The 22,229-nt window shown below is 61.0% G+C and carries 20 protein-coding genes; 13 read left to right on the forward strand and 7 right to left on the reverse strand.

The window, feature by feature from the left end; translation table 11 throughout:
• Positions 1 to 110: 110 nt before the first annotated feature.
• Positions 111 to 1,586, reverse strand: a complete 1,476-nt coding sequence (locus tag L901_RS21990; RefSeq protein WP_059760264.1) for an NAD(P)H-hydrate dehydratase — start codon at positions 1,584 to 1,586, stop codon at positions 111 to 113.
• Positions 1,587 to 1,944: 358 nt separating this feature from the next.
• Here L901_RS21990 and L901_RS21995 point away from each other — a divergent pair, with 358 nt between their 5' ends.
• The 4 genes from L901_RS21995 (at position 1,945) to hspQ (ending at position 5,198) form a co-directional block, all read left to right on the forward strand.
• Entirely contained in the window at positions 1,945 to 2,283 is a 339-nt protein-coding gene (locus L901_RS21995; protein ID WP_003515720.1) for a P-II family nitrogen regulator, read from the forward strand.
• A gap of 71 nt (positions 2,284 to 2,354) precedes the next feature.
• Positions 2,355 to 3,764, forward strand: a complete 1,410-nt coding sequence (gene glnA, locus L901_RS22000; protein ID WP_059760266.1) for a type I glutamate--ammonia ligase — start codon at positions 2,355 to 2,357, stop codon at positions 3,762 to 3,764.
• A gap of 95 nt (positions 3,765 to 3,859) precedes the next feature.
• The gene (locus tag L901_RS22005) at positions 3,860 to 4,780 is read left to right on the forward strand and encodes a DMT family transporter (protein WP_059760268.1); all 921 of its coding nucleotides are present in this window, start codon (positions 3,860 to 3,862) and stop codon (positions 4,778 to 4,780) included.
• Positions 4,781 to 4,868: 88 nt separating this feature from the next.
• A complete protein-coding gene (hspQ, locus tag L901_RS22010; protein ID WP_003523419.1) occupies positions 4,869 to 5,198 on the forward strand; it encodes a heat shock protein HspQ in 330 nt (109 codons plus the stop codon).
• 92 nt (positions 5,199 to 5,290) lie between these two features.
• On the opposite strand, the gene L901_RS22015 is transcribed toward hspQ, so the two are convergent.
• A complete protein-coding gene (locus tag L901_RS22015; protein ID WP_003523420.1) occupies positions 5,291 to 5,947 on the reverse strand; it encodes an invasion associated locus B family protein in 657 nt (218 codons plus the stop codon).
• 307 nt (positions 5,948 to 6,254) lie between these two features.
• Between L901_RS22015 and L901_RS22020 the strand changes: the two genes are divergently transcribed.
• The 5 genes from L901_RS22020 (at position 6,255) to L901_RS22040 (ending at position 11,778) form a co-directional block, all read left to right on the forward strand.
• Positions 6,255 to 8,102: an extracellular solute-binding protein gene (locus L901_RS22020; protein ID WP_059760270.1), complete on the forward strand. Its 1,848-nt coding sequence runs from the start codon at positions 6,255 to 6,257 to the stop codon at positions 8,100 to 8,102.
• A gap of 45 nt (positions 8,103 to 8,147) precedes the next feature.
• Positions 8,148 to 8,816, forward strand: coding sequence for a DsbA family oxidoreductase (locus L901_RS22025; protein WP_059760272.1), 669 nt, complete (start codon positions 8,148 to 8,150; stop codon positions 8,814 to 8,816).
• Positions 8,817 to 8,867: 51 nt separating this feature from the next.
• Positions 8,868 to 9,800 carry a DMT family transporter gene (locus tag L901_RS22030; protein ID WP_059760274.1) on the forward strand — a complete coding sequence of 311 codons (933 nt, stop codon included), beginning with the start codon at positions 8,868 to 8,870 and terminating at the stop codon, positions 9,798 to 9,800.
• Positions 9,801 to 9,926: 126 nt separating this feature from the next.
• A complete protein-coding gene (locus L901_RS22035; RefSeq protein ID WP_059760275.1) occupies positions 9,927 to 10,754 on the forward strand; it encodes an oxidoreductase in 828 nt (275 codons plus the stop codon).
• An 85-nt stretch (positions 10,755 to 10,839) separates the two neighbouring features.
• Positions 10,840 to 11,778, forward strand: coding sequence for an AraC family transcriptional regulator (locus L901_RS22040; protein ID WP_059760277.1), 939 nt, complete (start codon positions 10,840 to 10,842; stop codon positions 11,776 to 11,778).
• A 321-nt stretch (positions 11,779 to 12,099) separates the two neighbouring features.
• Here the strand turns inward: L901_RS22040 and mfd are convergent, their stop codons facing one another.
• Both mfd and L901_RS22050 read right to left on the reverse strand, forming a co-directional pair.
• Complete coding sequence (gene mfd, locus L901_RS22045; protein ID WP_059760279.1) at positions 12,100 to 15,597, reverse strand: transcription-repair coupling factor; 3,498 nt, start codon at positions 15,595 to 15,597, stop codon at positions 12,100 to 12,102.
• 4 nt (positions 15,598 to 15,601) lie between these two features.
• A complete protein-coding gene (locus L901_RS22050; RefSeq protein ID WP_059760281.1) occupies positions 15,602 to 15,913 on the reverse strand; it encodes a succinate dehydrogenase assembly factor 2 in 312 nt (103 codons plus the stop codon).
• A gap of 189 nt (positions 15,914 to 16,102) precedes the next feature.
• Here L901_RS22050 and recG point away from each other — a divergent pair, with 189 nt between their 5' ends.
• Genes recG through L901_RS22070 form a run of 4 tightly spaced genes read left to right on the forward strand, consistent with a single transcriptional unit; the run spans position 16,103 to position 19,185 of the window.
• Positions 16,103 to 18,208, forward strand: coding sequence for an ATP-dependent DNA helicase RecG (gene recG / locus L901_RS22055; RefSeq protein ID WP_059760283.1), 2,106 nt, complete (start codon positions 16,103 to 16,105; stop codon positions 18,206 to 18,208).
• Positions 18,209 to 18,220: 12 nt separating this feature from the next.
• Positions 18,221 to 18,493 carry a hypothetical protein gene (locus L901_RS22060; protein ID WP_046798274.1) on the forward strand — a complete coding sequence of 91 codons (273 nt, stop codon included), beginning with the start codon at positions 18,221 to 18,223 and terminating at the stop codon, positions 18,491 to 18,493.
• Positions 18,494 to 18,547: 54 nt separating this feature from the next.
• Positions 18,548 to 18,805, forward strand: coding sequence for a type II toxin-antitoxin system Phd/YefM family antitoxin (locus tag L901_RS22065; protein ID WP_059760284.1), 258 nt, complete (start codon positions 18,548 to 18,550; stop codon positions 18,803 to 18,805).
• Positions 18,802 to 19,185 (forward strand): type II toxin-antitoxin system VapC family toxin, encoded by a 384-nt coding sequence (locus L901_RS22070; protein WP_059760286.1) that lies wholly within the window; start codon positions 18,802 to 18,804, stop codon positions 19,183 to 19,185. Before L901_RS22065 ends, L901_RS22070 begins: the two co-directional genes overlap by 4 nt.
• A 3-nt stretch (positions 19,186 to 19,188) precedes the next feature.
• On the opposite strand, the gene L901_RS22075 is transcribed toward L901_RS22070, so the two are convergent.
• Genes L901_RS22075 through glmS form a run of 3 tightly spaced genes read right to left on the reverse strand, consistent with a single transcriptional unit; the run spans position 19,189 to position 22,197 of the window.
• Positions 19,189 to 19,857, reverse strand: coding sequence for a DUF502 domain-containing protein (locus tag L901_RS22075; RefSeq protein WP_059760288.1), 669 nt, complete (start codon positions 19,855 to 19,857; stop codon positions 19,189 to 19,191).
• Positions 19,858 to 19,870: 13 nt separating this feature from the next.
• Positions 19,871 to 20,374 (reverse strand): GNAT family N-acetyltransferase, encoded by a 504-nt coding sequence (locus L901_RS22080; RefSeq protein WP_059760290.1) that lies wholly within the window; start codon positions 20,372 to 20,374, stop codon positions 19,871 to 19,873.
• Positions 20,371 to 22,197: a glutamine--fructose-6-phosphate transaminase (isomerizing) gene (glmS, locus tag L901_RS22085; protein WP_059760292.1), complete on the reverse strand. Its 1,827-nt coding sequence runs from the start codon at positions 22,195 to 22,197 to the stop codon at positions 20,371 to 20,373. The genes L901_RS22080 and glmS overlap by 4 nt, the downstream gene beginning before the upstream one ends.
• Between the last annotated feature and the right edge of the window lie 32 nt (positions 22,198 to 22,229).

The raw sequence follows: 22,229 nt of genomic DNA on the forward strand, positions 1-22,229 counted from the left end.
AAGCCCGGGGTGACGAAGTGCGGATGATAAAACTGTGGTAAGATCGTAGGTTCAGCGAGCGGCCAGCAAAGACCAGGTTCACAGGCCTGCCCCAACACAATCAGACCACTTCACCCAAACGGCCGAACCGCATGGGCGAGGTCTTCCGCCGTCAAGCCGTCTCCCGCCCGGTGGCCGGCCTCACCATGCAGCCAAACACCGGCCGCGGCCGCTTCGAAGGTGGGAGCTCCCTGCGCCAGCAGCGCGCCGATGATGCCGGCCAGCACATCACCTGATCCAGCCGTCGCAAGGCTCGCGGGAGCATTGGTGTTGACCAGCGCCCGGCCATCCGGCGCGGCAATCACCGTATCCGCGCCCTTGTAGACCAGTACAGCACCACTGCGCGCCGAGGCGACCTGCGCCTTCTCGACCTTGCTCAGCATCTTGTCGGCGGCAAGATCGGGAAACAGTCGCGCAAATTCGCCCTCATGCGGCGTCAGCACGAATTTGCCCGTGCCCGACGTGACACGCGCAAACAGGTCCTCCTTGTGATCCCTGAAAGCCGTGATCGCATCGGCATCCAGCACCACCGCCCTGTCTCCAAGCAGGGACACGAATTGCCGCGCCTTTTCGAGATCGCCGAAACCCGGTCCGAGAACGAAAGTGCCATGACGCCCATCGTCCAGCCACAACCGCAGATCGTCGGCATCGTCCACCGGTGCGTTCATCACCGCCGTCAGCGTGACGGAGAGCACGTCGAGCGCTTGCCTCGGCGCGGCGATGGTGACGATCCCCGCCCCCGCCTTCAGTGCCGAAAGCGCGGTCATGCGGCTTGCGCCCGTCGCATGGGCCGGACCGGAAAAGACGGTCAGATGCCCGCGACGGAATTTATGGGTTTCCATATCGGCATGAGGCAAGGCATCCCGCCAGATCAGCGGATCATTTTCCGCCACCGATCCCGCATGGGCGTCAAGGATGCGGGACGGAATGCCGATATCGAACACCTCGAGCGTTCCACAAAGCTCCCGCCCCGGCATCAGCAGATGACCCGGCTTGCGCGCCATGAAAGTCACCGTCCGCTCGGCCCTGAACGATGCGCCGAGAGGTACGCCCCGCCTGCCGCAGAGGCCCGAGGGGAGGTCGACGGCGAGAAGCGGCACCTTCGCCCGCGTGACCGTCTCGATCACCCGAATAAGCTCCTGCGGAACATCGCGGGACAATCCGGCCCCGAACACCGCATCGATCACCACGTCGCCGGCAAGAGGCGCATAGCCGTCAAGCGGCAGCGGCGTCACGCCGCTCCGCTCGAACGCCGTCCGCGCATCGCCGCTGAGCGCGCCGACATCGCCGAGATGATGAACCGCGACGACCGCCCCACTCTGCAAAAGCGCCCGCGCCGCCACATAACCATCGCCGCCATTGTTGCCGCCGCCGCAGAGTACGACAAAACGCTGCGCCTGCGGATAGTGACGCAGCACTGAGGCGGCAACCGCCTGCCCCGCCCGCTCCATCAGGTCATAAAGAGGAATTCCGGATTGCCCGGCCGCCACATCGATGCGGGCCATGGCAACAGGATCGATCAGGAAGAGGCGCGGAAGGGATTTCATGTCCCGATCATCCCTTCAAAACGCCGGAAAGGCAATCGATACAAAAATAAGCAAATAGCCATGTCTAAATAATAGACAAATGCATAAAATATAAACAAACAGCTACTGCCCTGCTCACACCTTTCCAAATATTCAAAAAAACTAAAATAATACAAATTCACAGAAATGCTGATGGATTTTTCGGGTTTCCGCGAGAAATTGGCTGGAAAAGCGCAAAAAGCGAATGCATTTTGTGTCGGAAAGCCGGGGGATCGAAGTTTTTTCTTCAAGCCCGCTTCCGATCTGGCACAATACGTGCATTCTTGTGGCAGAGCGGGAGTTACCTGCTTTAACGGGAGAAGCGGAGAGATATTTTCTCATGAAAAAGATCGAAGCGATCATTAAGCCTTTCAAGCTCGATGAAGTGAAGGAAGCCCTTCAGGAAGTCGGACTTCAGGGAATCACGGTCACGGAAGCAAAAGGCTTTGGTCGTCAGAAGGGCCACACGGAACTCTACCGCGGAGCAGAGTACGTCGTGGACTTTTTGCCGAAAGTGAAAGTCGAAGTCGTATTGGCGGATGAGAATGCGGAAGCCGTCATCGAGGCGATCCGCAATGCGGCGCAGACAGGACGTATCGGCGACGGAAAGATTTTCGTTTCCAATGTCGAGGAAGTCATCCGCATCCGTACCGGTGAAACAGGCGTGGACGCCATATAATCAAAAACGTCCCGAGCCGGGGAGGCTTGGGTTTTCACCTCGTCATCATCACACTCAAGGAAAACGTTTAAATGACGACCGCAAACGATATCTTGAAGCAGATCAAGGATAACGACATCAAGTTCGTGGACCTGCGCTTTACCGACCCCAAGGGCAAGCTGCAGCACGTCACCATGGATGTTGTCTGTGTGGACGAAGACATGTTCGCCGATGGCGTCATGTTCGACGGCTCCTCGATCGCCGGCTGGAAGGCCATCAACGAGTCCGACATGGTGCTGATGCCCGATCCGGCCACCGCCCATATCGACCCGTTCTTCGCCCAGTCCACCCTGGTCGTCTTTTGCGACATCCTCGACCCGGTCTCTGGCGAAGCCTATAACCGCGACCCGCGCGGCACCGCCAAGAAGGCCGAAGCCTACCTCAAGGCGTCGGGTATCGGCGACACCGTTTTCGTTGGCCCGGAGCCGGAATTCTTCGTCTTCGACGACGTGAAGTACAAGGCTGATCCCTACAACACCGGCTTCAAGCTGGATTCGTCCGAACTGCCGTCCAACGACGACACGGATTACGAGACCGGCAACCTCGGCCACCGTCCGCGCGTCAAGGGCGGTTATTTCCCGGTTCCGCCGATCGACAGCCTCCAGGACATGCGCTCCGAAATGCTGACGGTTCTGGCCGAAATGGGCGTGGTCGTCGAAAAGCACCACCACGAAGTGGCTGCCGCACAGCACGAGTTGGGCGTGAAGTTCGACACGCTCGTCTCCAGCGCCGACAAGATGCAGATCTACAAGTACGTCGTGCACCAGGTCGCCAATGCCTATGGCAAGACGGCAACCTTCATGCCGAAGCCGATCTTCGGCGATAACGGCTCGGGCATGCACGTTCACCAGTCGATCTGGAAGGGCGGCAAGCCGACCTTCGCAGGTGACGAATATGCCGGCCTCTCCGAGACCTGCCTCTATTACATCGGCGGCATCATCAAGCACGCCAAGGCCATCAACGCCTTCACCAACCCCACCACCAACTCCTACAAGCGTCTAGTTCCGGGTTATGAAGCGCCGGTTCTGCTCGCCTATTCCGCGCGCAACCGCTCCGCATCGTGCCGTATTCCCTTCGGCTCCAACCCGAAGGCAAAGCGCGTCGAAGTCCGCTTCCCGGATCCGACCCAGAACCCCTATCTCGGTTTTGCGGCCATGCTGATGGCCGGCCTCGACGGCATCAAGAACAAGATCCATCCCGGCAAGCCGATGGACAAGGACCTTTACGACCTTCCTGCGAAGGAACTGAAGAAGATCCCGACCGTCTGCGGCTCGCTGCGCGAAGCGCTGGAAAGCCTCGACAAGGACCGCAAGTTCCTGACCGCCGGCGGCGTGTTCGACGACGACCAGATCGACTCGTTCATCGAGCTGAAGATGCAGGAAGTCATGCGTTTCGAAATGACCCCGCATCCGGTCGAATTCGACATGTACTACTCGGCCTGATCGGCATTCGGGACGCTCTCAGGGCGTCCCTTTCCATCGCGGCGGCTTCCCAGGAGGCCGCCGTTTTCTTTTGAAGCCCAGCCATATCGCGAACAATGTCGAACAAGCCAGCCTCTCAGCAAACCCGCCTTTCGGACTGGCTCATCTTTCTGGCTGTGCCGTTCTTTTTCTCCAGCAATGTCATTTTCGGCCGTGGCGTCGTCGGCGAAGTCTCGCCTTTCATCGCCGCCTTCATCCGCTGGATCGGCTCGACCCTCATCATCGCCCCCTTCATGATCGCCGACTGGCGCAACTGCCTTGCCTTCGTGCGGCGGAAAACGCTGCTCTGGCTCGTCCTCGGCATTCTCGGCATGGGCATCTGCGGCGGCGTGGTCTATTGGGGGCTGACCATGACGACGGCCGCCAACGGCACGCTGATCTACACCACGTCCTCGCTGTTCATCATCCTGTTCCAGCGCGTCTTCCAGGGCCGCCCGATCCGCAAGCTGGAAGTGGCGGGCATGGTCATCGCCTTTGCCGGCGTGGCGGCCATCGTGCTCAAGGGCGATATGTCCGCCCTCTGGCACCTGAATTTCAACATTGGCGATTTCGCGATCCTGACTGCGGCCATCGCCTTTGCGGTCTATTCGCTGCTGCTGCGCGATCCCGCCGCACGGCAGATGGCCTCTTTCAGCCTTTTCGGCCTGATCGCCTTTTCCGGCGCGCTCGTGCTTCTGCCGCCGGCGGCGCTGGAACTGGCGCAGGGCGGCATGTTGCCCGCCACGCCAATGGCCTGGGCCAAGATCGGCGGCATCATCCTGTTCGCCTCACTATTGGCCTTTTATTGCTTCACCCATACGGTGCGCGTCTTCGGTCCCGCCACCGCTGGCATCACGCTTTACATGATGCCGCCGGTCTCGATCCTCATGGCCACGCTGTTCCTTGGGGAAACTTTCGAGACCTATCACGCCATCGGCATCGTGCTGGTCACCGGTGGCGTCATCATCGCCACCGCGCCCATCGGCAGAAGGCGCTGAACGCGGACGGCAGACCGGCGCCAAAACCGCTAGGTCTTGATATTTCGCATTCCGATACCAACTAGTATTGGGAAAGGAAGTACATGCCATGAAACAAAGAAACGCAAAATTCACGCTTGGCGAAATCGTCCGCCACAAGGTGTTTCCGTTCCGCGGTGTGGTGATCGACGTGGACCCGGAATATGCCAATACCGAGGAATGGTGGAACGCCATCCCTGCGGAAATCAGGCCGGATCGCGACCAGCCCTTCTATCATCTTCTGGCCGAAAACGAGGAGACGGAATATGTCGCCTATGTTTCCGAACAGAACCTCGTCCACGACGAAAACGAGACGCCGCTCCGAAATCCCAATATCGGCCGCATCTTCGACAAGGCGCCGAACGGCGAATGGCGCCCGAAAATGTCGACGGCGCATTGACGCCCGTCAAATTTCTCCCCTCCCTCCCAGGGGCATAAAAAAACCGGTCTGTCGCCAGACCGGTTTTCCTGTTTTGGGAGCTTACGCTGCAATCAGGGCTTCGGCGCGCCCTTGGCAGCGTCCTGTGCGGCTTCCAGCTTCTTGCGGGCCTCTTCAGCCTTCTTCTGCATGCCTTCCTGCAGGCTGCGCTGGCTTTCGGCAAGCTGCGACTGGGTGATCGCCGGGCCGTCATAGGCGCCGGTGAAGCCGGAGAGCGCGATCTTGATGGGGTTCGGCGCGCGGCGGAAGTTTATGGAAGTGAAGACCACCTCGCTACCCTTCTTCAGGGAAGCGATCATGGCGTCCGTCAGCGGAACTTCGGCCGTGCACTTGTCGGGAAGGCAAACGGCGTAGTCGAGCTTCTGGCCCTTGCCGCCGTCGATCTGCATCATCACGCCCGGAGGAACGAGACGCGCGGTCGGAACGGAAACCTGCAGCAGCTTGCGGTTGACCTTGCCTTCAACGGTGATGAGACCGACGGCGGTGATCATCTGGCCGTTCTGGGCAAGAACCACGTTCTGCACGACGCAGACATCGTTGTCTTCCTGCTTGGAGCAGGTCTTGAACCAGCCGAGCGGCGGAGCGCCGGCGCCCTGAGCGGCGGGCGCGGCATCCTGCGCCTGCGAGATGGCCGGAGCGGACATTGCGCCGAGAGAAAGGACCAGAGCGGACAGAGCCGTCCGGGTGAATGTGTTTGCCTTGTGCATCATAAGAGTTCCGTCTCCTGAATGTCTGCCAGAACAGAACCGCAAGATCCTGTTCGCCGATGGCGGTATCCTTCTGCCCGTTCAACTGTCGTTTAAATGAGGCAAATGCGTGACCCGTCTCTTCCGGTCCCCCTGTTACATGCCGATCGCGGCGATATCCAGCACTTCTTTAACTTTTTCTTGAGCTGACCCAAGATTTCCCGCCGTTGCATGGGTCATGCAATGTCCGTGTGCTACATATCTGCCAGAATCATGACGATAAACCGGTCAGGTCCACATATCGGACTGACCGTTGAGACAGGATAGTGACATGCGCAACCTTGCGGCCCTCATCCCCGCATTGTTCCTTCTGGGATCATCCCTGCTTCCCGCCGGAACCGCCCTGGCACAGCCGCTTCACGGCATTTCCATGCATGGCACGCCCGCCCTGCCGGCAGATTTCCGCCACCTCCCTTACGTCAATCCGGACGTGAAGAAAGGCGGCCGCATCTCCTATGGCGTCGTCGGCACCTTCGACAGCCTCAATCCCTTCGTTCTCAAGGGAATGCGCACCACCGCACGCGGCGTCTGGGACCCGGAATTCGGCAATCTTCTTTACGAACCGCTGATGCTGCGCTCCAGCGACGAGCCTTTCAGCCTTTACGGCCTGCTCGCCGAAACCGCAGAGTGGGATGAGGAGCGCAGCTTCGTCCAGTTCAACCTCAACCCGAAGGCAAAATGGTCCGACGGCGAGCCGGTGACCGCGGATGACGTCATCTTCACCTTCAATCTCCTGAAGGAAAAAGGCCGCCCGCCCTTCAACACCCGTCTGGACGGCGTGGCGAAGCTGGAAAAAATCGGCGATCGCAGCGTGCGTTTCACCTTCAATGACAAGGCGAACCGCGAAACGCCGCTCATTCTCGCCTCCTCCACCCCGATCCTGCCGAAACATGCGATCGATCCGGAAAAATTCGAGCAGGCGGGCCTCGGCCCGGTCGTCGGCTCGGGTCCATACCGAATCAAAACCCTGCGGCCGGGCGAACGAATCATCTGGGAGCGGAACCCGGACTATTGGGGCAAGGATATTCCCGGCAAGGTCGGCTTCGACAATTACGACGAGATCAGCGTCACCTATTTCCTTCAGGTCACCACCATGTTCGAGGCCTTCAAGAAGGGCGATATCGACATTTATCCTGAAGGCGACGCCATCAACGGCACTTCCGATACCTCGCACTGGGGACAGGCTTACAATTTCCCGGCCGTCCATCGCGGCGATATCGTCAAGGACGTCTTCCAGCCGCGCCTGCCCACCGGCATGTTCGGCCTCGTTTTCAACACCCGCCGCGCCGTCTTCGCCGACGAAAAGGTGCGCGAGGGCCTGTCCTATGCGCTCGATTTCGAATGGATGAACAAGAACATCCTCGGCGGCTCCTTCAAGCGCACGCAGAGTTACTGGCAGAACTCCCCGCTCGGCGCCTATGGCAATGCCGCAGACGAGCGCGAGCTTGCCCTGCTTGGCGACGCGGCGAAAACCATGCCGCCGGAACTGCTGGCGGGAACCTATGCCATGCCGACCACCGATAGCACCGGCGCGGACCGCAAAGTTCTGAAAATGGCCGTCGACAAGCTGAAAGAGGCTGGCTACAGCATCAAGAACGGCAGGATGTCCGACGCCAACGGTCGTCAGCTTGCCTTCGAAATCATGACCCAGAACCCGGCGCAGGAGCGCATCGCGCTTGCCTATCAGCGTTCGCTCAACCTGATCGGCGTCGCCATGGGCATCCGCTCGGTCGATGACGGGCAATATCAGGCCCGCTCGAACAGCTTCGACTATGATATGATCATCCGCTCCCTGCCCTCCTCGCTCTCACCGGGGATGGAACAGCTCAACCGCTGGAGTTCGCTCTCGCGGGATGCGCAGGGCAGCTTCAACTATGCGGGCGCTGCAAATCCCGATATAGACCGCATGATCGAGGCCCTGCTGCAGGCGCGGTCGACGGAGGATTTTCAGGCGGCGGTGCGCGGTTACGACCGCCTTCTCGTTGCCGGCCACTATGTCATTCCGCTCTATTATATCGGCGCGCAATGGGTGGCCCGCTGGAAATATATCGACCGCCCGGATATGACGCCGATATCCGGCAATCAGAAACAGACCTGGTGGGATGCGCGGGCGCAATAAACCGCACCGCACCCATCCCCGGCAGAGAAAAGGGAAGATAAAACCATGGAACGCATCGTTGTCGACGTCGTATCGGATATGGTCTGCCCGTGGTGTTATCTCGGCAAGGCAAGGCTCGATCTCGCCATTGCTGAGGTGCAGGACGAAATCAGTGTCGACGTGAACTGGCGTCCTTACCGCCTCAACCCGGATTATCCGCCTGAAGGCGTCGACCAGAAAGCCGCTCTCGAGGAAAAGCTCGGCAAGGAACGCCTGGAACAGGCGCATGCCACGCTGGTGCAGCTCGGCAGGGAAGTCGGCCTCAATTACGATTTCGATGCGATCAAGATCGGCCCGAACACGCTCGACGCCCATCGGCTGTCGCTCTGGGCGCATTCCGAAGGCCGCGACGTTCAGGAAAAGGTCGTCACCGCCCTGTTCAAGGCCAATTTCGAGGAAGGGCGCAACATCGGCGATCACGCGGTGCTGACCGATGTGGCCGAAAAATCCGGCATGGACGCCAAGGTCGTAGCGCGGCTTCTGGCCTCGGACGCCGACAAGGATACCGTCATCGCCGAAATTGATGCCGCGCAGCAAATGGGCGTCGCCGGCGTGCCCTTCTTCATCATCGACCAGAAATACGCCATAAGCGGTGCACAAACGCCGGATGTATTGATTGCTGCACTGCGGGATATTGCAAAAATCAAGGCGGACGAGCATAGATCGATGAACTGACGGTCAAACCACCGGCGGTTTTCATCAACTCGATTTTTCGCCGGTGTTTCCGTGTCCGACCAGACCCTGAAAGGCATTCTGCTCGCCTTTGCCGCCTTCGCTGCCTACGCCTGGAGCGATGCAAGCGTTAAACTCATAGAAGGCCAGATTTCGCCGATCGAATCGGCCTTCTTCGGCGCCCTTTTCGGCTTTGCCGCCCTGCCCTTCATCCGCAAACGCAACGACCGCTGGGTGGATATCGCCAGAACGACGAACCGCCCTTTGTGGATCATCCGCTTTTTTGCCGCCGGCACCGGCGCAGTCGGCAGCGTGACCGCCTTTACCCATCTTTCCATGGCGGAAGCCTTCGCGCTGATCTTCCTGCTCCCCTCGTTCGTCACCGTCATGTCGGTGGTGTTCCTGAAGGAACAGGTTGGCATCAAGCGCTGGTCAGCCGTCATCATCGGTTTCCTCGGCGTGCTGGTCATCCTGCGGCCGGGCTTCCGCGAACTCGGCGTCGGCCACCTCGGCGCCATCATCGGTGGCTTCAGCGGTGCGCTCAGCATCGTCATCTTCCGCGCCATGGGACCGTCGGAAAAGAATGTGTCGCTTTATGGTGCCGGTGTGCTCGGCTGTCTCACCATAAGCGGCATCGCCATGCTCCCAACCTTCATCATGCCGGCCGGCGAGCAATGGCTGCTGCTGGCGGGATATGGTCTGCTCGGCGCGCTTGGCAACGTACTGGTCATGTATGCCGCCCAATATGCGCCCGCCGCCATGATCGGTCCGACCCAATATAGCCAGATGCTCTGGGCCATCCTGTTCGGTTACCTGATTTTCGGCGACCGTATCGACGGATGGATGCTGGTCGGCATCGCCCTCATCGTCGGCTCCGGCCTGCTCACGCTGATCCGCGAGAAACAGAGAAAAGTGCCGCTGCCCGCTTCGATTGCCGCCACCGACCAGAACGTGGCCGTCGGCATCACGCCGGAAAACCCCTCATAAGGTTGCCCCTCATAAGGTTGAAAGACGAGACCTGGCGGCTTGCACCATAAATATGGCGTGTTCCGCCACTGCGATGGCACGATGCGCGACCTATGTTGGCCCTATCCAAGAGCAAGAGGTGCCGACATGAACATACGAACCCAACCGACCGCCCTCGTTACCGGCGCGTCATCCGGCATGGGCAAAAGCATCGCCAAACGCCTGATCGCCGATGGCTATCTCGTCTATGTCGCCGCGCGCAGCATCGACAGGATGGCGGACCTGGAAAAGCTGGGCGCGGTTGCGCTGCGCATGGACATCTCAAGCGACGAGGACATCGTCGCCACCGTTGCCGCGATTACCGCACGATCCGGTGGCGTCGACGTGCTGGTGAACAACGCCGGCTACGGGCTCTACGGCCCGGTCGAGGAGATTTCGCTCGACGAGGCGCGCTACCAGTTCGAGGTCAACGTTTTCGGCACCGCCCGCCTGACCCAACTCCTTATGCCGGCCATGCGCGCAAGGGGCAAAGGCACCATCGTCAACATCACCTCGATGGGCGGCAAGATCTACACCGTTCTGGGTGCCTGGTATCACGCGACCAAACACGCGCTGGAAGGCTGGTCGGACAGTCTGCGGCTGGAAGCCGAGCCATTCGGCATCCGCGTCGTGGTGATCGAACCGGGCCTGATCGAGACCGGTTTCGGCGCGGCCGCAGCGCAGGGTCTCCTCGAACGCTCGGCAAACGGCCCTTATGCGAAGATGGCGCAGAGCGTTGCGGCTTCCATGGACCGAAGCTACGGTAAGGGTATGGGCACCGATCCCGAGGTCATTGCCGACGTGGTAAGTAATGCGGTCAGGTCCGCCCGCCCGAAGACACGTTATGCGGCCGGAAAATACGCCCGGCTGATGATCGGCGTGCGCAAGTGGTTCGGCGACCGGGCCTTCGACAGGCTGATCAGAAGCCAGATGTAAAAAAAGGGCCGGAGGTCGGATCATGAGCAGGGATTTAAGCGACAGGTGCCGGCTGCCTCAGGCTTTCTGGCGGGCGGCGGAGCGTATGGGGCTGCCCGCCCCGGCCCTGCTGCGGCAGGCGAAGCTTCCCGCAACGCTGCACATCGCCCCGGACGCATGGTTGACCACGGCGCAATATTTCGACCTGTGGCGGGCGGTCGAGGACCTGTCGCAGGATCCGGCCATCGGCCTCCGGATGACGGTCGAGACAGACACGGCGATGCATCCACCCGCCACCATGTCAGCCTTCTTTGCCCGCGACTATCGCGACGGGTTGCACCGGCTGGCCCGCTTCAAGCGGCTATGCACCCCGGAAGAGCTTTCGGTAACGGAAAGCGGCGGCGAAGCCCGGATCGCCGTAAGATGGTTACATACTGGCGAGGCCGAGCCGGATGCTGTGGCCGACGTCACTTTCGCCGCCCTTCTCGAACTGGGGCGGCGGGGCACCGGCAGACATGTCACCCCGGCTCGGGTGGAGATGATTCGCCGTGAACCTGTTTCCGACGTCCATCGGAGTTATTTCAACGCACCCATCCGCACCGGCTGTCCACAGAATGCCATGGTGCTGAAACGCGACGATCTCGATCTTCCCTTTGCCGGGCATAATCCCGAACTGCTGGCTATTCTGGAGCCCGCGCTTGCGGCCTCCCTTGGGGAGATCGAGGCGCAATCCTCGCTGCCGGAGCAGGTCAAGATTCTGATCAAACGCCGCATCGCAAGCGGCAAGCCGGAGATTTCCGAGGTGGCGCGCGAGCTCGGCATGAGCGAAAGAACCCTGCAGCGTCGTATCACCGAACAGGGGTCGAACTATCGAGCACTGATTGAGCAGGCGCGGCAGGAACTCGGCCGCGACCTGCTTTCAGACAAACGCAATGGAATTGAAGAGATAGCCTTCCTGCTGGGTTTCCAGGACACCGGCTCGTTCTATCGGGCGTTTCGAACCTGGGAAGGCGTGACACCAGCCCAGTGGCGAGGGAGACACTGACATTGGACAGAGCGCCGCCAGCGACCGGCCAAAGGCCGGAAGCTGCGTTTTGCTTTCCGCGTCGGTGTTGGCTTTGGGGAGGTTGTCCATTGACAGCGGACTGAGGCGCGTGGGGCTTCACCCCCCTCTGCCCTGCCGGGCATCTCCCCCTCAAGGGGGAGATCGGCAAGAGGCCCTCTTGTCGCTTCATCCTCGAGCTTCAAGATGGACGAGACATCGCCGCAGATCGATCTCCCCCTTGAGGGGGAGATGCCCGGCAGGGCAGAGGGGGTAAAGCCCCATGCGCATCGGTCCGCTATGGATCGGCAACCTCCCGAAGCGTTAGGAACGCGCCAGCTCCGCCAGCTGTGTCATGACCATCGCCGCACCCGCCAGCCGCTTTTCCGGCGTCGGCAGGTCGCGGGTCAGGAACAGGCTGTGATCCGGGCGGATTTTCGCCATCGTGCCCTGCTTGCCGATATAGGCGACCAACGCCGCCGGGTTCGGGAATTCCTTGTTGCGGAACTGCACGACCACACCCTTCGGCCCGGCATCCACCTTCTCGACATTGGCGGTGCGGCAGAGCGACTTGATGTAGACGATCTTGAGGAGGTGCTGCACCTCTTTCGGCAACGGGCCGAAACGGTCGATCATTTCCGCACCGAAACCATCGATCTCGCTTATATCCGCAAGCTCGCCGAGACGGCGGTAAAGGCCCATGCGCAGATGCAGATCGGGAACATAATCCTCCGGAATCATGACAGAGGTGCCGACCGAGATTTGCGGCGACCAGCCGCTATCCTGCACCTGCTCGTCACCCTTCACTTCGGCCACCGCCTCTTCCAGCATCTGCTGGTAAAGCTCGAAACCGACTTCCTTGATATGGCCGGACTGTTCCTCGCCGAGCAAATTGCCCGCACCGCGAATATCGAGGTCGTGGCTCGCCAGCTGGAAGCCGGCGCCCAGCGTATCGAGCGATTGCAGCACCTTCAGCCGCCGCTCCGCCATGGTCGTCAGCACCTTGTTGACCGGCAGGGTGAAGAGCGCGAAGGCGCGCACCTTGGAGCGTCCGACACGGCCGCGCAGCTGGTAAAGCTGGGCAAGGCCGAACATATCGGCGCGGTGCACGATCAGCGTATTGGCGGTCGGCACATCGAGGCCGGATTCGACAATGGTGGTCGACAGCAGCACATCATATTTGCCGTCATAAAAGGCGTTCATGATGTCTTCCAGTTCGCCCGCCGGCATCTGCCCATGCGCCACCGCCACCTTCAGTTCCGGCACATCCGATTGCAGGAACGCGTGAATGTCGGCAAGATCGGCAAGACGGGGGCAGACGTAAAAACTCTGGCCGCCGCGATAATGCTCGCGCATCAGCGTCTCGCGGATCACCAGCGGATCGAAGGGCGAAATGAAGGTGCGCACCGCCATGCGGTCCACCGGCGGCGTGGTGATGAGCGACAACTCGCGAACCCCGGTCATGGCCAGCTGCAAGGTGCGCGGAATGGGCGTTGCAGAGAGCGTCAGCACATGCACGTCGCTCTTCAGCTCCTTCAGCCGTTCCTTGTGCTTCACCCCGAAATGCTGCTCTTCGTCGATGATGAGCAGGCCGAGATTGGCGAAACTGATGCCCGCGCCGAGCAGCGCATGGGTGCCGACAACAATATCCGTCTTGCCATCAGCCACTTCCTTTTTCGTCAGCGTCAGTTCCTTGGAGCCGACAAGGCGCGAAGCCTGCTGCACCCGGATCGGCAACCCACGGAAACGTTCCGAGAAGGTGCGGAAATGCTGGCGGGAAAGCAGCGTGGTCGGCACCACCACCGCCACCTGCACGCCGTTCATGGCGGCGAGGAACGCCGCGCGGAGCGCCACTTCCGTCTTGCCGAAACCGACATCGCCGCAGATGAGCCGATCCATCGGCCGGCCGGCCCCCAGATCCTCGCGGATGGACTCAATCGCGTTCAGCTGGTCTTCCGTCTCGTCATAGGGGAAACGGGCGGCGAATTCGTCGTAAAGCCCATCCGGCGCAGTCAGCACCGGCGCATGACGCACCAGGCGCGCGGCCGCGATGCGGATAAGCTCGTCTGCCATGTCCAGCAGGCGCTTCTTGAGCTTGGCCTTGCGCATCTGCCATGCGCCGCCGCCGAGCTTGTCCAGCTGCGCTTCCGCCGCATCCGAACCGTAACGCGACAGAAGATCGATGTTTTCAACCGGCAGGAACAGCTTGGCGTCATCGGCATAATGCAGTTCCAGACAAGCGCGCGGCGCGCCCGCCGCCTCGATTGTTCGCAGGCCGACGAAACGGCCGATGCCATGTTCGGCATGGACGACCAGCGAGCCCTCATCCAGCCCCGCCACTTCCGAGATGAAATCCGCACCGCGCTTGCGGCGTTTGGAGCGGCGCACCATGCGGTCGCCGAGAATATCCTGCTCGCCGATAACGGCCAGCGTCCCGGTTTCGAAACCCGCCTCAAGGCTCAGAACCGCCGAAGCCGCCTCGCCCTTGCCGAGCTTCTCCACCTCTTTCAGCGAGGTGACCGGCTTGATCTTTTCAAGCCCGTGCTCGTTCAGCACCTGCAACAACCGGTCGAGCGAACCTTCCGACCAGCCTGTTATCAGCACCTTCCAGCCCTTGGCGCGGCGTTCGGCAATGTGCTTCACCGCCAGATCGAAAACGTTGACCCGTTCTTCGCTCTCGCCTTCGGTCGGCGGGCGTGCCCAGCGCGGACCGACATGGGCATCGAGCGTCGCGACCGGGCGGCCTTCGCTGTCCTGCTCGTTGAAGGGTGTCAGGCGTACCGCATTGACGGCAGCGAGTGCCGCATCGAAGCTCTTTCCATCGAGATAAAGCTGGCCGGGCGAAACCGGCTTGTAAGGCGCGCCCTGCGTCGAGCCCTTGGTTTCGCCGGAACTGCGGCGCGCATCGTAATAATCGAGCACCAGCTTGGAGCGTTCTTTCGCCGCCTCCCGCGCCGTGTGATCGGTGACGATGCGGAAATCCTTCAGATAATCGAAGGCGGTCTCCAGCTGCTCGTAAAACAGCGGCAGCCAGTGCTCCATGCCGGCATAACGGCGGCCTTCGGAGACGGCCTGATAAAGCGCATCGTCTCGCGTCGCCGCGCCGAACAGCGACAGGTAATTCTTGCGGAAACGGCTGATCGTATCCGGCGTCAGCGTCACTTCGCTCATCGGGTTCAAATCGAGCGAGCGCGCCTGACCGATGGTGCGCTGGCTGGCCGGATCGAAGGTGCGGATGCTTTCCAGCGTATCGCCGAAGAAATCGAGCCGCACCGGCTCTTCCGTGCCCGGCACGAAAACATCGAGAATACCGCCGCGCACGGCGAATTCACCCACTTCACGCACCGTCGCCACCCGGTCGAAACCGTTGCGCTCCAGCCGCGCGGCAATCTCCTCCATGCGGATCTGGTTGCCGGGGCGGGCCGAAAAGCCGAGGCTCTCGATAATCTCGCGCGGCGCCATCTTCTGCAGCATGGCGTTAACGGTGACCAGCACGATGGCCGGATGCGATTTCTTCGCATGGGCGATCAGACCCGAGAGCGCCGCCAGCCGGCGCGCCGAGGTATCGGCACTCGGTGACACGCGATCATAGGGCAGGCAGTCCCAGGCCGGCAGCGTCATCACCGGAATATCAGGTGCGACGAAACCGAGGATCTGTTCGAGATCGGCGACCCGCTGGCCATCCGACATCACATAGGCGACCGACGTGCCCGCCCGCGCCATATCGGCAAGCAAAAGGGCTTCCATGCCGGAAGGCACGTTTCCGATGGTCAGCGGCGTATCGGCCGACGACACCAGCTTTGCATCGAATCCGGCTATCATATTCTCACGCTTTCAGGGTGTCAGTGGTGACGAGATCGAAATCGGGACGGTAGGAGGCGATCTTCTCGAACAGCGGGGTCTGGAATTTTTCCGGTATGGCAAGGGCGCCCGTCACCATCTTGACGAGGTCGTTATCCTCTTCCGCCATGATGATCTCAAGCTCGTCGAGCTGCTCATCGGAAAGCCCGGCAATATTGTCTTCCGCGAATTGCCCGAGCACCAGATCCATCTCGCGAATGCCCCGGTGCCAGCAGCGGTAAAGAATCCGCCGGCGTCTCGGATCGAGGTCGGCACTCGTGCGCACCAGTCCAGTCATCGCATTCACCTTTCGGTTGGCTATTCAACAGGATGTTGACTGCGACCTCCTATAGAACAGGAGGCGAACGCTTGGGAACCGGTTTTTATCGAAATAATGCCACGGCGGTGAAAATCTGCCGGTGATAACCCGCCTTTGTGACCATCGAAGTCTTGCATAAGCCGCCCCCTTCCCCGATTTTGCTGACCCATGCGCCCGGCCATTCTCGATCCGCTGTTTGCCTCCGTCTCCACCCTTGCCGGTGTGGGGCCGAAGCTTGCCGATCTTCTGGCTAAGCTGCTCAGCCGGGAAAGCGCCGACGACACCCGCGTGATCGATCTCCTGTTCCACGCGCCATCCAACGTCATCGACCGCCGCAACCGCCCCGGCATTGCGCTGGCCAGCCCCGGCGCCATTGTCACCATTCAGGGACGCGTCGACCGCCACCAGCCGCCGCCGCCGGGAAACCGCAACGCGCCCTATCGCGTCTTCCTGCATGACGAGACCGGCGAACTGGCGCTGACCTTCTTCCGCGCCAAGGGCGACTGGCTGTCCAAGGCCCTGCCCGTCGATGAAGAGGTTCTCGTCAGCGGCAAGGTGGACTGGTTCAACGGCCGCGCTTCCATGGTGCATCCGGATTTCATGGTGAAGCTTTCCGAGGCGGAAAACCTGCCTTTGGTGGAAGCGGTCTATCCCATGACCGCCGGACTGTCGCCCAAGGTGCTGCGGCGGGCAATTGAAGGCGGGCTTTCAAAGCTGCCGGTCTTTCCGGAATGGATCGATGAGACGCTCAAGACCCGCCAAGGTTTCGGCGACGTCGCTTCAAGCTTCCGCGAATTGCACGACCCGCGCGACAGCGCCGATATCGAGCCGCAGGCCCCGGCGCGCAGACGGCTCGCCTATGACGAATTCCTCGCCGGGCAGCTGTCACTGGCGCTGGTGCGCCAGCGGCTGCGCAAGGTGGCGGGCCAGCCGATCCGCGCCAAGGGTGATGTCGCCGCCAAAATCCTGTCGCAGCTGCCCTTCTCGCTGACGGCGAGCCAAAGCGCTGCGGTCAAGGATATCCTGACAGATATGGCCGGCGAAGACCGCATGTTGCGGCTGCTGCAGGGCGATGTCGGTGCGGGCAAGACACTGGTGGCGCTGATGGCCATGGCAACGGCGGTGGAGGCCGGCGGACAGGCGGTGCTGATGGCCCCGACCGAAATCCTTGCCCGGCAACACTACGCCACCATATCCAAACTCGCTCAGGCAGCCGGCATTACCGTCGAAGTGCTCACAGGCCGCACCAAGGGCAAGGAGCGCCGCGAGATCGAGGAGCGCGTCGCCTCCGGCGAAGCGCAGATCGTCATCGGCACCCATGCGCTGTTTCAGGACAGCGTGAGTTACAGGAACCTCGTGCTTGCCGTGGTGGACGAACAGCACCGTTTCGGCGTGCACCAGCGCCTGCGCCTCACCGCCAAGGGCATCACGCCGCATATGCTGGTCATGACCGCCACACCCATTCCGCGCACACTGGTTCTGGCCGCCTTTGGCGACATGGATGTCTCCAAGCTCACCGAAAAACCCGCCGGCCGCAAACCCATCCAGACCGTGACGATCCCGACTGAGCGGATCGGCGACATCGTCGAGCGACTGCGCGCCGCGTTGAAGGATGGCAAGAAGGCCTACTGGATTTGCCCGCTGGTGGAGGAAACGGAAGAATCCGACCTGATGTCGGCAGAGGAGCGGCATGCGGTTCTCTCGCAGATGCTCGGCGCCAATATCGGCCTCATCCACGGCCGCATGAGCGGCCCGGAGAAGGATGCGGCCATGCTTGCCTTCAAGAACGGCGAAACCCGGCTTCTGGTGGCGACGACCGTAGTGGAAGTCGGCGTCGACGTGCCGGATGCGACGATCATGGTCATCGAACACGCCGAACGTTTCGGCCTCGCCCAGCTTCACCAGCTGCGCGGCCGTGTGGGCCGCGGCGACGAGGCCTCCACCTGCATCCTGCTCTATAAAGGCCCGCTCAGCGAAAACGGTCGCGCCCGGCTCTCCATCCTGCGCGACAGCGAGGACGGCTTCCTGATCGCCGAGGAGGATTTGAAGCTGCGCGGCGAAGGCGAACTCCTCGGCACCCGGCAATCAGGCACGCCGGGCTTCCGCATCGCCAGCCTCGAGGCCCATGCCGATCTTCTCGAAATCGCCCGCAAGGACGCAGCCTACGTCATCGAGCGCGACCCCGAACTCACAGGCCCGCGCGGCAATGCGCTGCGCACCCTGCTCTACCTGCACCGCCGCGACGAAGCGATCCGCTTCCTGCACGCTGGCTGAAAGTGAACGCCCATGAACATGATCGATCCCCGCCGCCCGCCACCCGCCTTCCGCAAGGGCTACGCGCTCTGTTCGCCGCAGAATATCCTGCAACCCGAGACATTTGCGAAGAGCGAAAAAAAGGCCATCGGCAAGGCGTTCAAAAAGCCCGGCCGCAAGAAGGCCTGGAGCCAGGCGCTGGAAGAAGGCTGGAGCGTGCGGCTGGTCTATATGCGGCTTTTCGTTCCCGTATTCCACGCCACGACCACCGGTACGGAAGTGGATGATCTGGATGACGAGGATTGATATGGTCCATTGAATGGACTAATCTAATGCTAACTTTAACACTTGAGGTTAGCCGTGCAGATATCCGTGACGGATGCAAAAAGTCAGCTTACCGAACTGGTGCGCCGCGCCGAAGCCGGTGATGAGGTCATTCTCACCCGTCATGGCCACGCAGCCGTGCGGCTGGTTCCGGTCACCGCCGTGGCGGATAAGACATCCCGCAGGGCCGCGCTTACAAAAGTGCGCGCGATTGTCGCCAACAAAGCCGATGATGGCCCGGATGCCGCGCATAGTCAGGATTTTCTCTATGACGCGCACGGCCTTCCGAAATGATCGTTATCGATACTTCGGCTCTGATGGCGATCCTGCTTAATGAACCCAAAGCGGATACCTGCGCCGCAGCTCTCGAAACGGATGAACCTCTGCTCATTTCCGCCGGTACGCTTGCGGAAACCATGATCGTGGCGCAGCGGCGCGACCGCAGCCGGGAACTAGAGATGCTGATTGAAGGTCTGAGCGCCGAAATCAGACCCGTTACCCCCAAATCGGCGCGTGGCGTTTCCGAAGCTTACCGCATCTGGGGCAAGGGCATTCATCCCGCCGGACTGAATTTCGGCGACTGCTTTGCCTACGAGTTGGCGAAAACCGAGGGCTGCCCCCTGCTTTATGTCGGCAACGACTTCTCGCAGACGGACATCCTCGGCGTTCTCTAACCGTCAAACCGGCGCGATCATCTTCGGCGGCTTGAAATCCGGGGCCACCAGACCGCCGGATATCAGCAGTTTCGCCGCATCTTCCGGCGTCATGTCCAGCATCACGATCTTGTCTTTCGGCACGAACAGCAGGAAGCCGGCCGTCGGCACCGGTGTCGGCGGCAGGAAGACGGCGACCATCTGCTGGCCCATTTCGTTGAAACGATGGGCAAGCTCGCCCTTGGCCTCGGAGGCGACGAAGACCATCGCCCAGGTGCCGGATGACGGAAACTCGATCAGGCCGACCTTCTTGAAGGAGTTCGAATGCTCCTTCAGAACGGATTCGAACAGCTGCTTGATGCTCTTGTAGATCGGCCGCACCAGCGGCATGCGGTTGAGGATGGATTCGCCGACGCCGAAAATCCATTTGCCGATGAGGTTATTGCCGAGAAAACCGATGAGGGTGATGCCGATGACAGCGATCAGCAGGCCGAAACCGGGAATAGCCACATCGAAATATTGCTCGGGATCGTAACGGGCCGGAATATAGGGCTTCACCCAGCTATCGGCCCATTGCAGGAAGCTCCACACCAGCCACATGGTGATGGTGACGGGCGCAAGGATCAGAACGCCCGTGAGGAAACTATTGCGCAGCCGGGCTGCGAATGAAATTTTGACTGGAATATCGGTCATTTACCGTTCGGAATTAAGCGTTGTCGCCATCGAAACCCGGATGAAAACCGACAATGCCGGATGGAGTTCCACCATGCAAGCGAAGAACTGTGAAATATTCGTCAGGAATCCCTTCCGCATTCACCCCATCGACATGGCGAAAACCGAAGCGGCCATAGTAGTCCGGATCGCCCGCGACGACCACGCCGGAAGCATTCAGACGCTCCAGAACGGCAAGCCCGTCCCGCACCAGCTTTGAACCGACGCCCTGCCCCTGCCGTTCCGGTGTCACGGAAAGCGGCGCGAGGCAGAACCAGCCGGTCTCGCCGCTGGTAAGCGTCACCGGCGAAAAACCGACATGGCCGATGATGCCTTCGCTATCCTCGGCAACCATTGAAACGGTGAGCGCACCCGCCCTGCGCAACCGCTCGACGATCAGATGTTCCGTCTTGTCGCTATAATCGACGTTACGGAAAGCATCTTCCGTAACGCGAGTGATCGCCTCTTCATCGCCCTGACGCTCCGGCCGGATGATCATTCCACCGTTACCGATTTCGCCAGATTGCGCGGCTGGTCCACGTCCGTGCCCATGAAGACGGCGGTGTGGTAGGCAAGCAGTTGGATCGGCAGCGAAAAGACCATCGGCGCAATAAGCTCATCGACATTGGGCAGCGTGATCGTCGCCATGGTGTCGAGCTTGGAAGCGGCGGCCCCCTTCTCATCGGTGATGAAGATGATGCGGCCGCCGCGCGCGGCGACCTCCTGCATGTTCGAAACGGTCTTTTCGAAGAAGCGATCATGCGGCGCGATGACGATGACCGGCATGTTCTCGTCGATCAGCGCGATAGGTCCATGCTTCAGCTCGCCGGCGGCATAACCCTCGGCGTGGATATAGGAGATTTCCTTGAGCTTCAGCGCGCCTTCCAGCGCCAGCGGGAAGCTGGTGCCGCGGCCGAGATAAAGCACGTCCTTGAAACGCGACAGATCGCGCGACAGCGCTTCGATCTGTGGCTGGATGCTGTTGAGAACCTTGCTCATGATGCGCGGCATCTCGGTCAGATGGCGAACCAGTTCGGTTTCCTGCTGGGGCGTGACCGTACCGCGTGCTTTTCCGGCGGCAACGGCAAGCGAAGCGAGCACGGCAAGCTGGCAGGTGAAGGCCTTGGTGGAGGCGACGCCGATTTCCGGACCGGCAAGGATCGGGAAGATCGCATCGGATTCGCGCGCCATGGTGGATTCACGCGTGTTGACCACCGCGCCGATCTTCAGCCCCTCCTGCTGGCAATAGCGCAGGGCCGCCAGCGTATCGGCGGTTTCGCCCGATTGCGAAATGAACAGCGCAGCCTGCGTGGGAACGAGCGGGATTTCGCGGTAACGGAATTCCGAGGCGACATCGATTTCCACCGGCAGACGGGCATAACGCTCGAACCAGTATTTGCCGATCAGGCCCGACAGATAGGCCGTGCCGCAGGCGGAAATGGCAAGGCCGGAAAGCTTGGCGAAATCGATGGCCGTGTCGGCCTGCTTCACGGTCTTGGAGGCGAAATCCACATAGTGGCTGAGCGCATGAGAGATGACTTCCGGCTGCTCGTAGATTTCCTTTTCCATGAAGTGGCGGTGGTTGCCCTTGTCGACCACATAGGCCGTCGCCTGCGAAATCTGCCGCTCGCGCTTCACCGGTTTGCCGGAAAAATCGATGATTTCCGCACCCTGCCGGGTCACGATGGCGCAGTCGCCATCCACCAGATAGGTGATCTCGTTGGTGAAGGGCGACAGCGCGATGGCGTCGGACCCGAGGAACATTTCGCCTCGACCGTAACCGACGGCAAGCGGCGGGCCGGAGCGCGCCGAAAGCAGCGTGCCGGGATCGTCCTTGAACATGACGACCAGCGCATAGGCGCCCGTCACGCGGTTCAGCATCTTCAACATCGCTTCACGATGGCCGAGACCCTCGCGGGTATATCTCGCCAGAAGCTGCGCCACCACTTCGGTATCGGTCTGGGTGGTGAAGCTCGCGCCCCCGGCGGTCAGCTCTTCACGCAGTTCGGCGAAGTTTTCGATGATGCCATTGTGGACGACGGCGACGCCGTCGACGAAATGCGGATGGGCATTGGTTTCGTTCGGAACGCCATGGGTCGCCCAGCGGGTGTGAGCGATGCCGACCACGCCCGGCAGCGGCTCTTCCGAAAGTCTCTTCTCCAGGTTGAAAAGCTTTCCTTCCGCCCGGCGGCGGTCCATCGCGCCATTGTCGATGGTGGCGACACCAGCCGAATCGTAACCGCGATATTCGAGACGCTTCAGCGCATCGACAAGCCGTTCAGCAACGGGCTGGGTTCCGACAATTCCGACAATTCCGCACATATATTTCTCCAGACGGCGATCTCTTCGCCGAA

Origin of the sequence: Agrobacterium sp. D14, assembly GCF_001526505.1 — a bacterium.
Taxonomy (GTDB): domain Bacteria; phylum Pseudomonadota; class Alphaproteobacteria; order Rhizobiales; family Rhizobiaceae; genus Agrobacterium; species Agrobacterium leguminum.

Coding starts and splice junctions, on each gene's coding strand:
- recG (WP_059760283.1), top strand. CDS start 16,103: ATGCGCCCGGCCATTCTCGATCCGCTGTTTGCCTCCGTCTCCACCCTT.
- L901_RS22020 (WP_059760270.1), top strand. CDS start 6,255: ATGCGCAACCTTGCGGCCCTCATCCCCGCATTGTTCCTTCTGGGATCA.
- mfd (WP_059760279.1), bottom strand. CDS start 15,597: ATGATAGCCGGATTCGATGCAAAGCTGGTGTCGTCGGCCGATACGCCG.
- L901_RS22040 (WP_059760277.1), top strand. CDS start 10,840: ATGGGGCTGCCCGCCCCGGCCCTGCTGCGGCAGGCGAAGCTTCCCGCA.
- glmS (WP_059760292.1), bottom strand. CDS start 22,197: ATGTGCGGAATTGTCGGAATTGTCGGAACCCAGCCCGTTGCTGAACGG.
- glnA (WP_059760266.1), top strand. CDS start 2,355: ATGACGACCGCAAACGATATCTTGAAGCAGATCAAGGATAACGACATC.
- L901_RS22015 (WP_003523420.1), bottom strand. CDS start 5,947: ATGATGCACAAGGCAAACACATTCACCCGGACGGCTCTGTCCGCTCTG.
- L901_RS21995 (WP_003515720.1), top strand. CDS start 1,945: ATGAAAAAGATCGAAGCGATCATTAAGCCTTTCAAGCTCGATGAAGTG.
- L901_RS22035 (WP_059760275.1), top strand. CDS start 9,927: ATGAACATACGAACCCAACCGACCGCCCTCGTTACCGGCGCGTCATCC.
- L901_RS22050 (WP_059760281.1), bottom strand. CDS start 15,913: ATGACTGGACTGGTGCGCACGAGTGCCGACCTCGATCCGAGACGCCGG.
- L901_RS22070 (WP_059760286.1), top strand. CDS start 18,802: ATGATCGTTATCGATACTTCGGCTCTGATGGCGATCCTGCTTAATGAA.
- L901_RS22060 (WP_046798274.1), top strand. CDS start 18,221: ATGAACATGATCGATCCCCGCCGCCCGCCACCCGCCTTCCGCAAGGGC.
- L901_RS22080 (WP_059760290.1), bottom strand. CDS start 20,374: ATGATCATCCGGCCGGAGCGTCAGGGCGATGAAGAGGCGATCACTCGC.
- L901_RS22005 (WP_059760268.1), top strand. CDS start 3,860: ATGTCGAACAAGCCAGCCTCTCAGCAAACCCGCCTTTCGGACTGGCTC.
- L901_RS22075 (WP_059760288.1), bottom strand. CDS start 19,857: ATGACCGATATTCCAGTCAAAATTTCATTCGCAGCCCGGCTGCGCAAT.
- L901_RS21990 (WP_059760264.1), bottom strand. CDS start 1,586: ATGAAATCCCTTCCGCGCCTCTTCCTGATCGATCCTGTTGCCATGGCC.
- hspQ (WP_003523419.1), top strand. CDS start 4,869: ATGAAACAAAGAAACGCAAAATTCACGCTTGGCGAAATCGTCCGCCAC.
- L901_RS22025 (WP_059760272.1), top strand. CDS start 8,148: ATGGAACGCATCGTTGTCGACGTCGTATCGGATATGGTCTGCCCGTGG.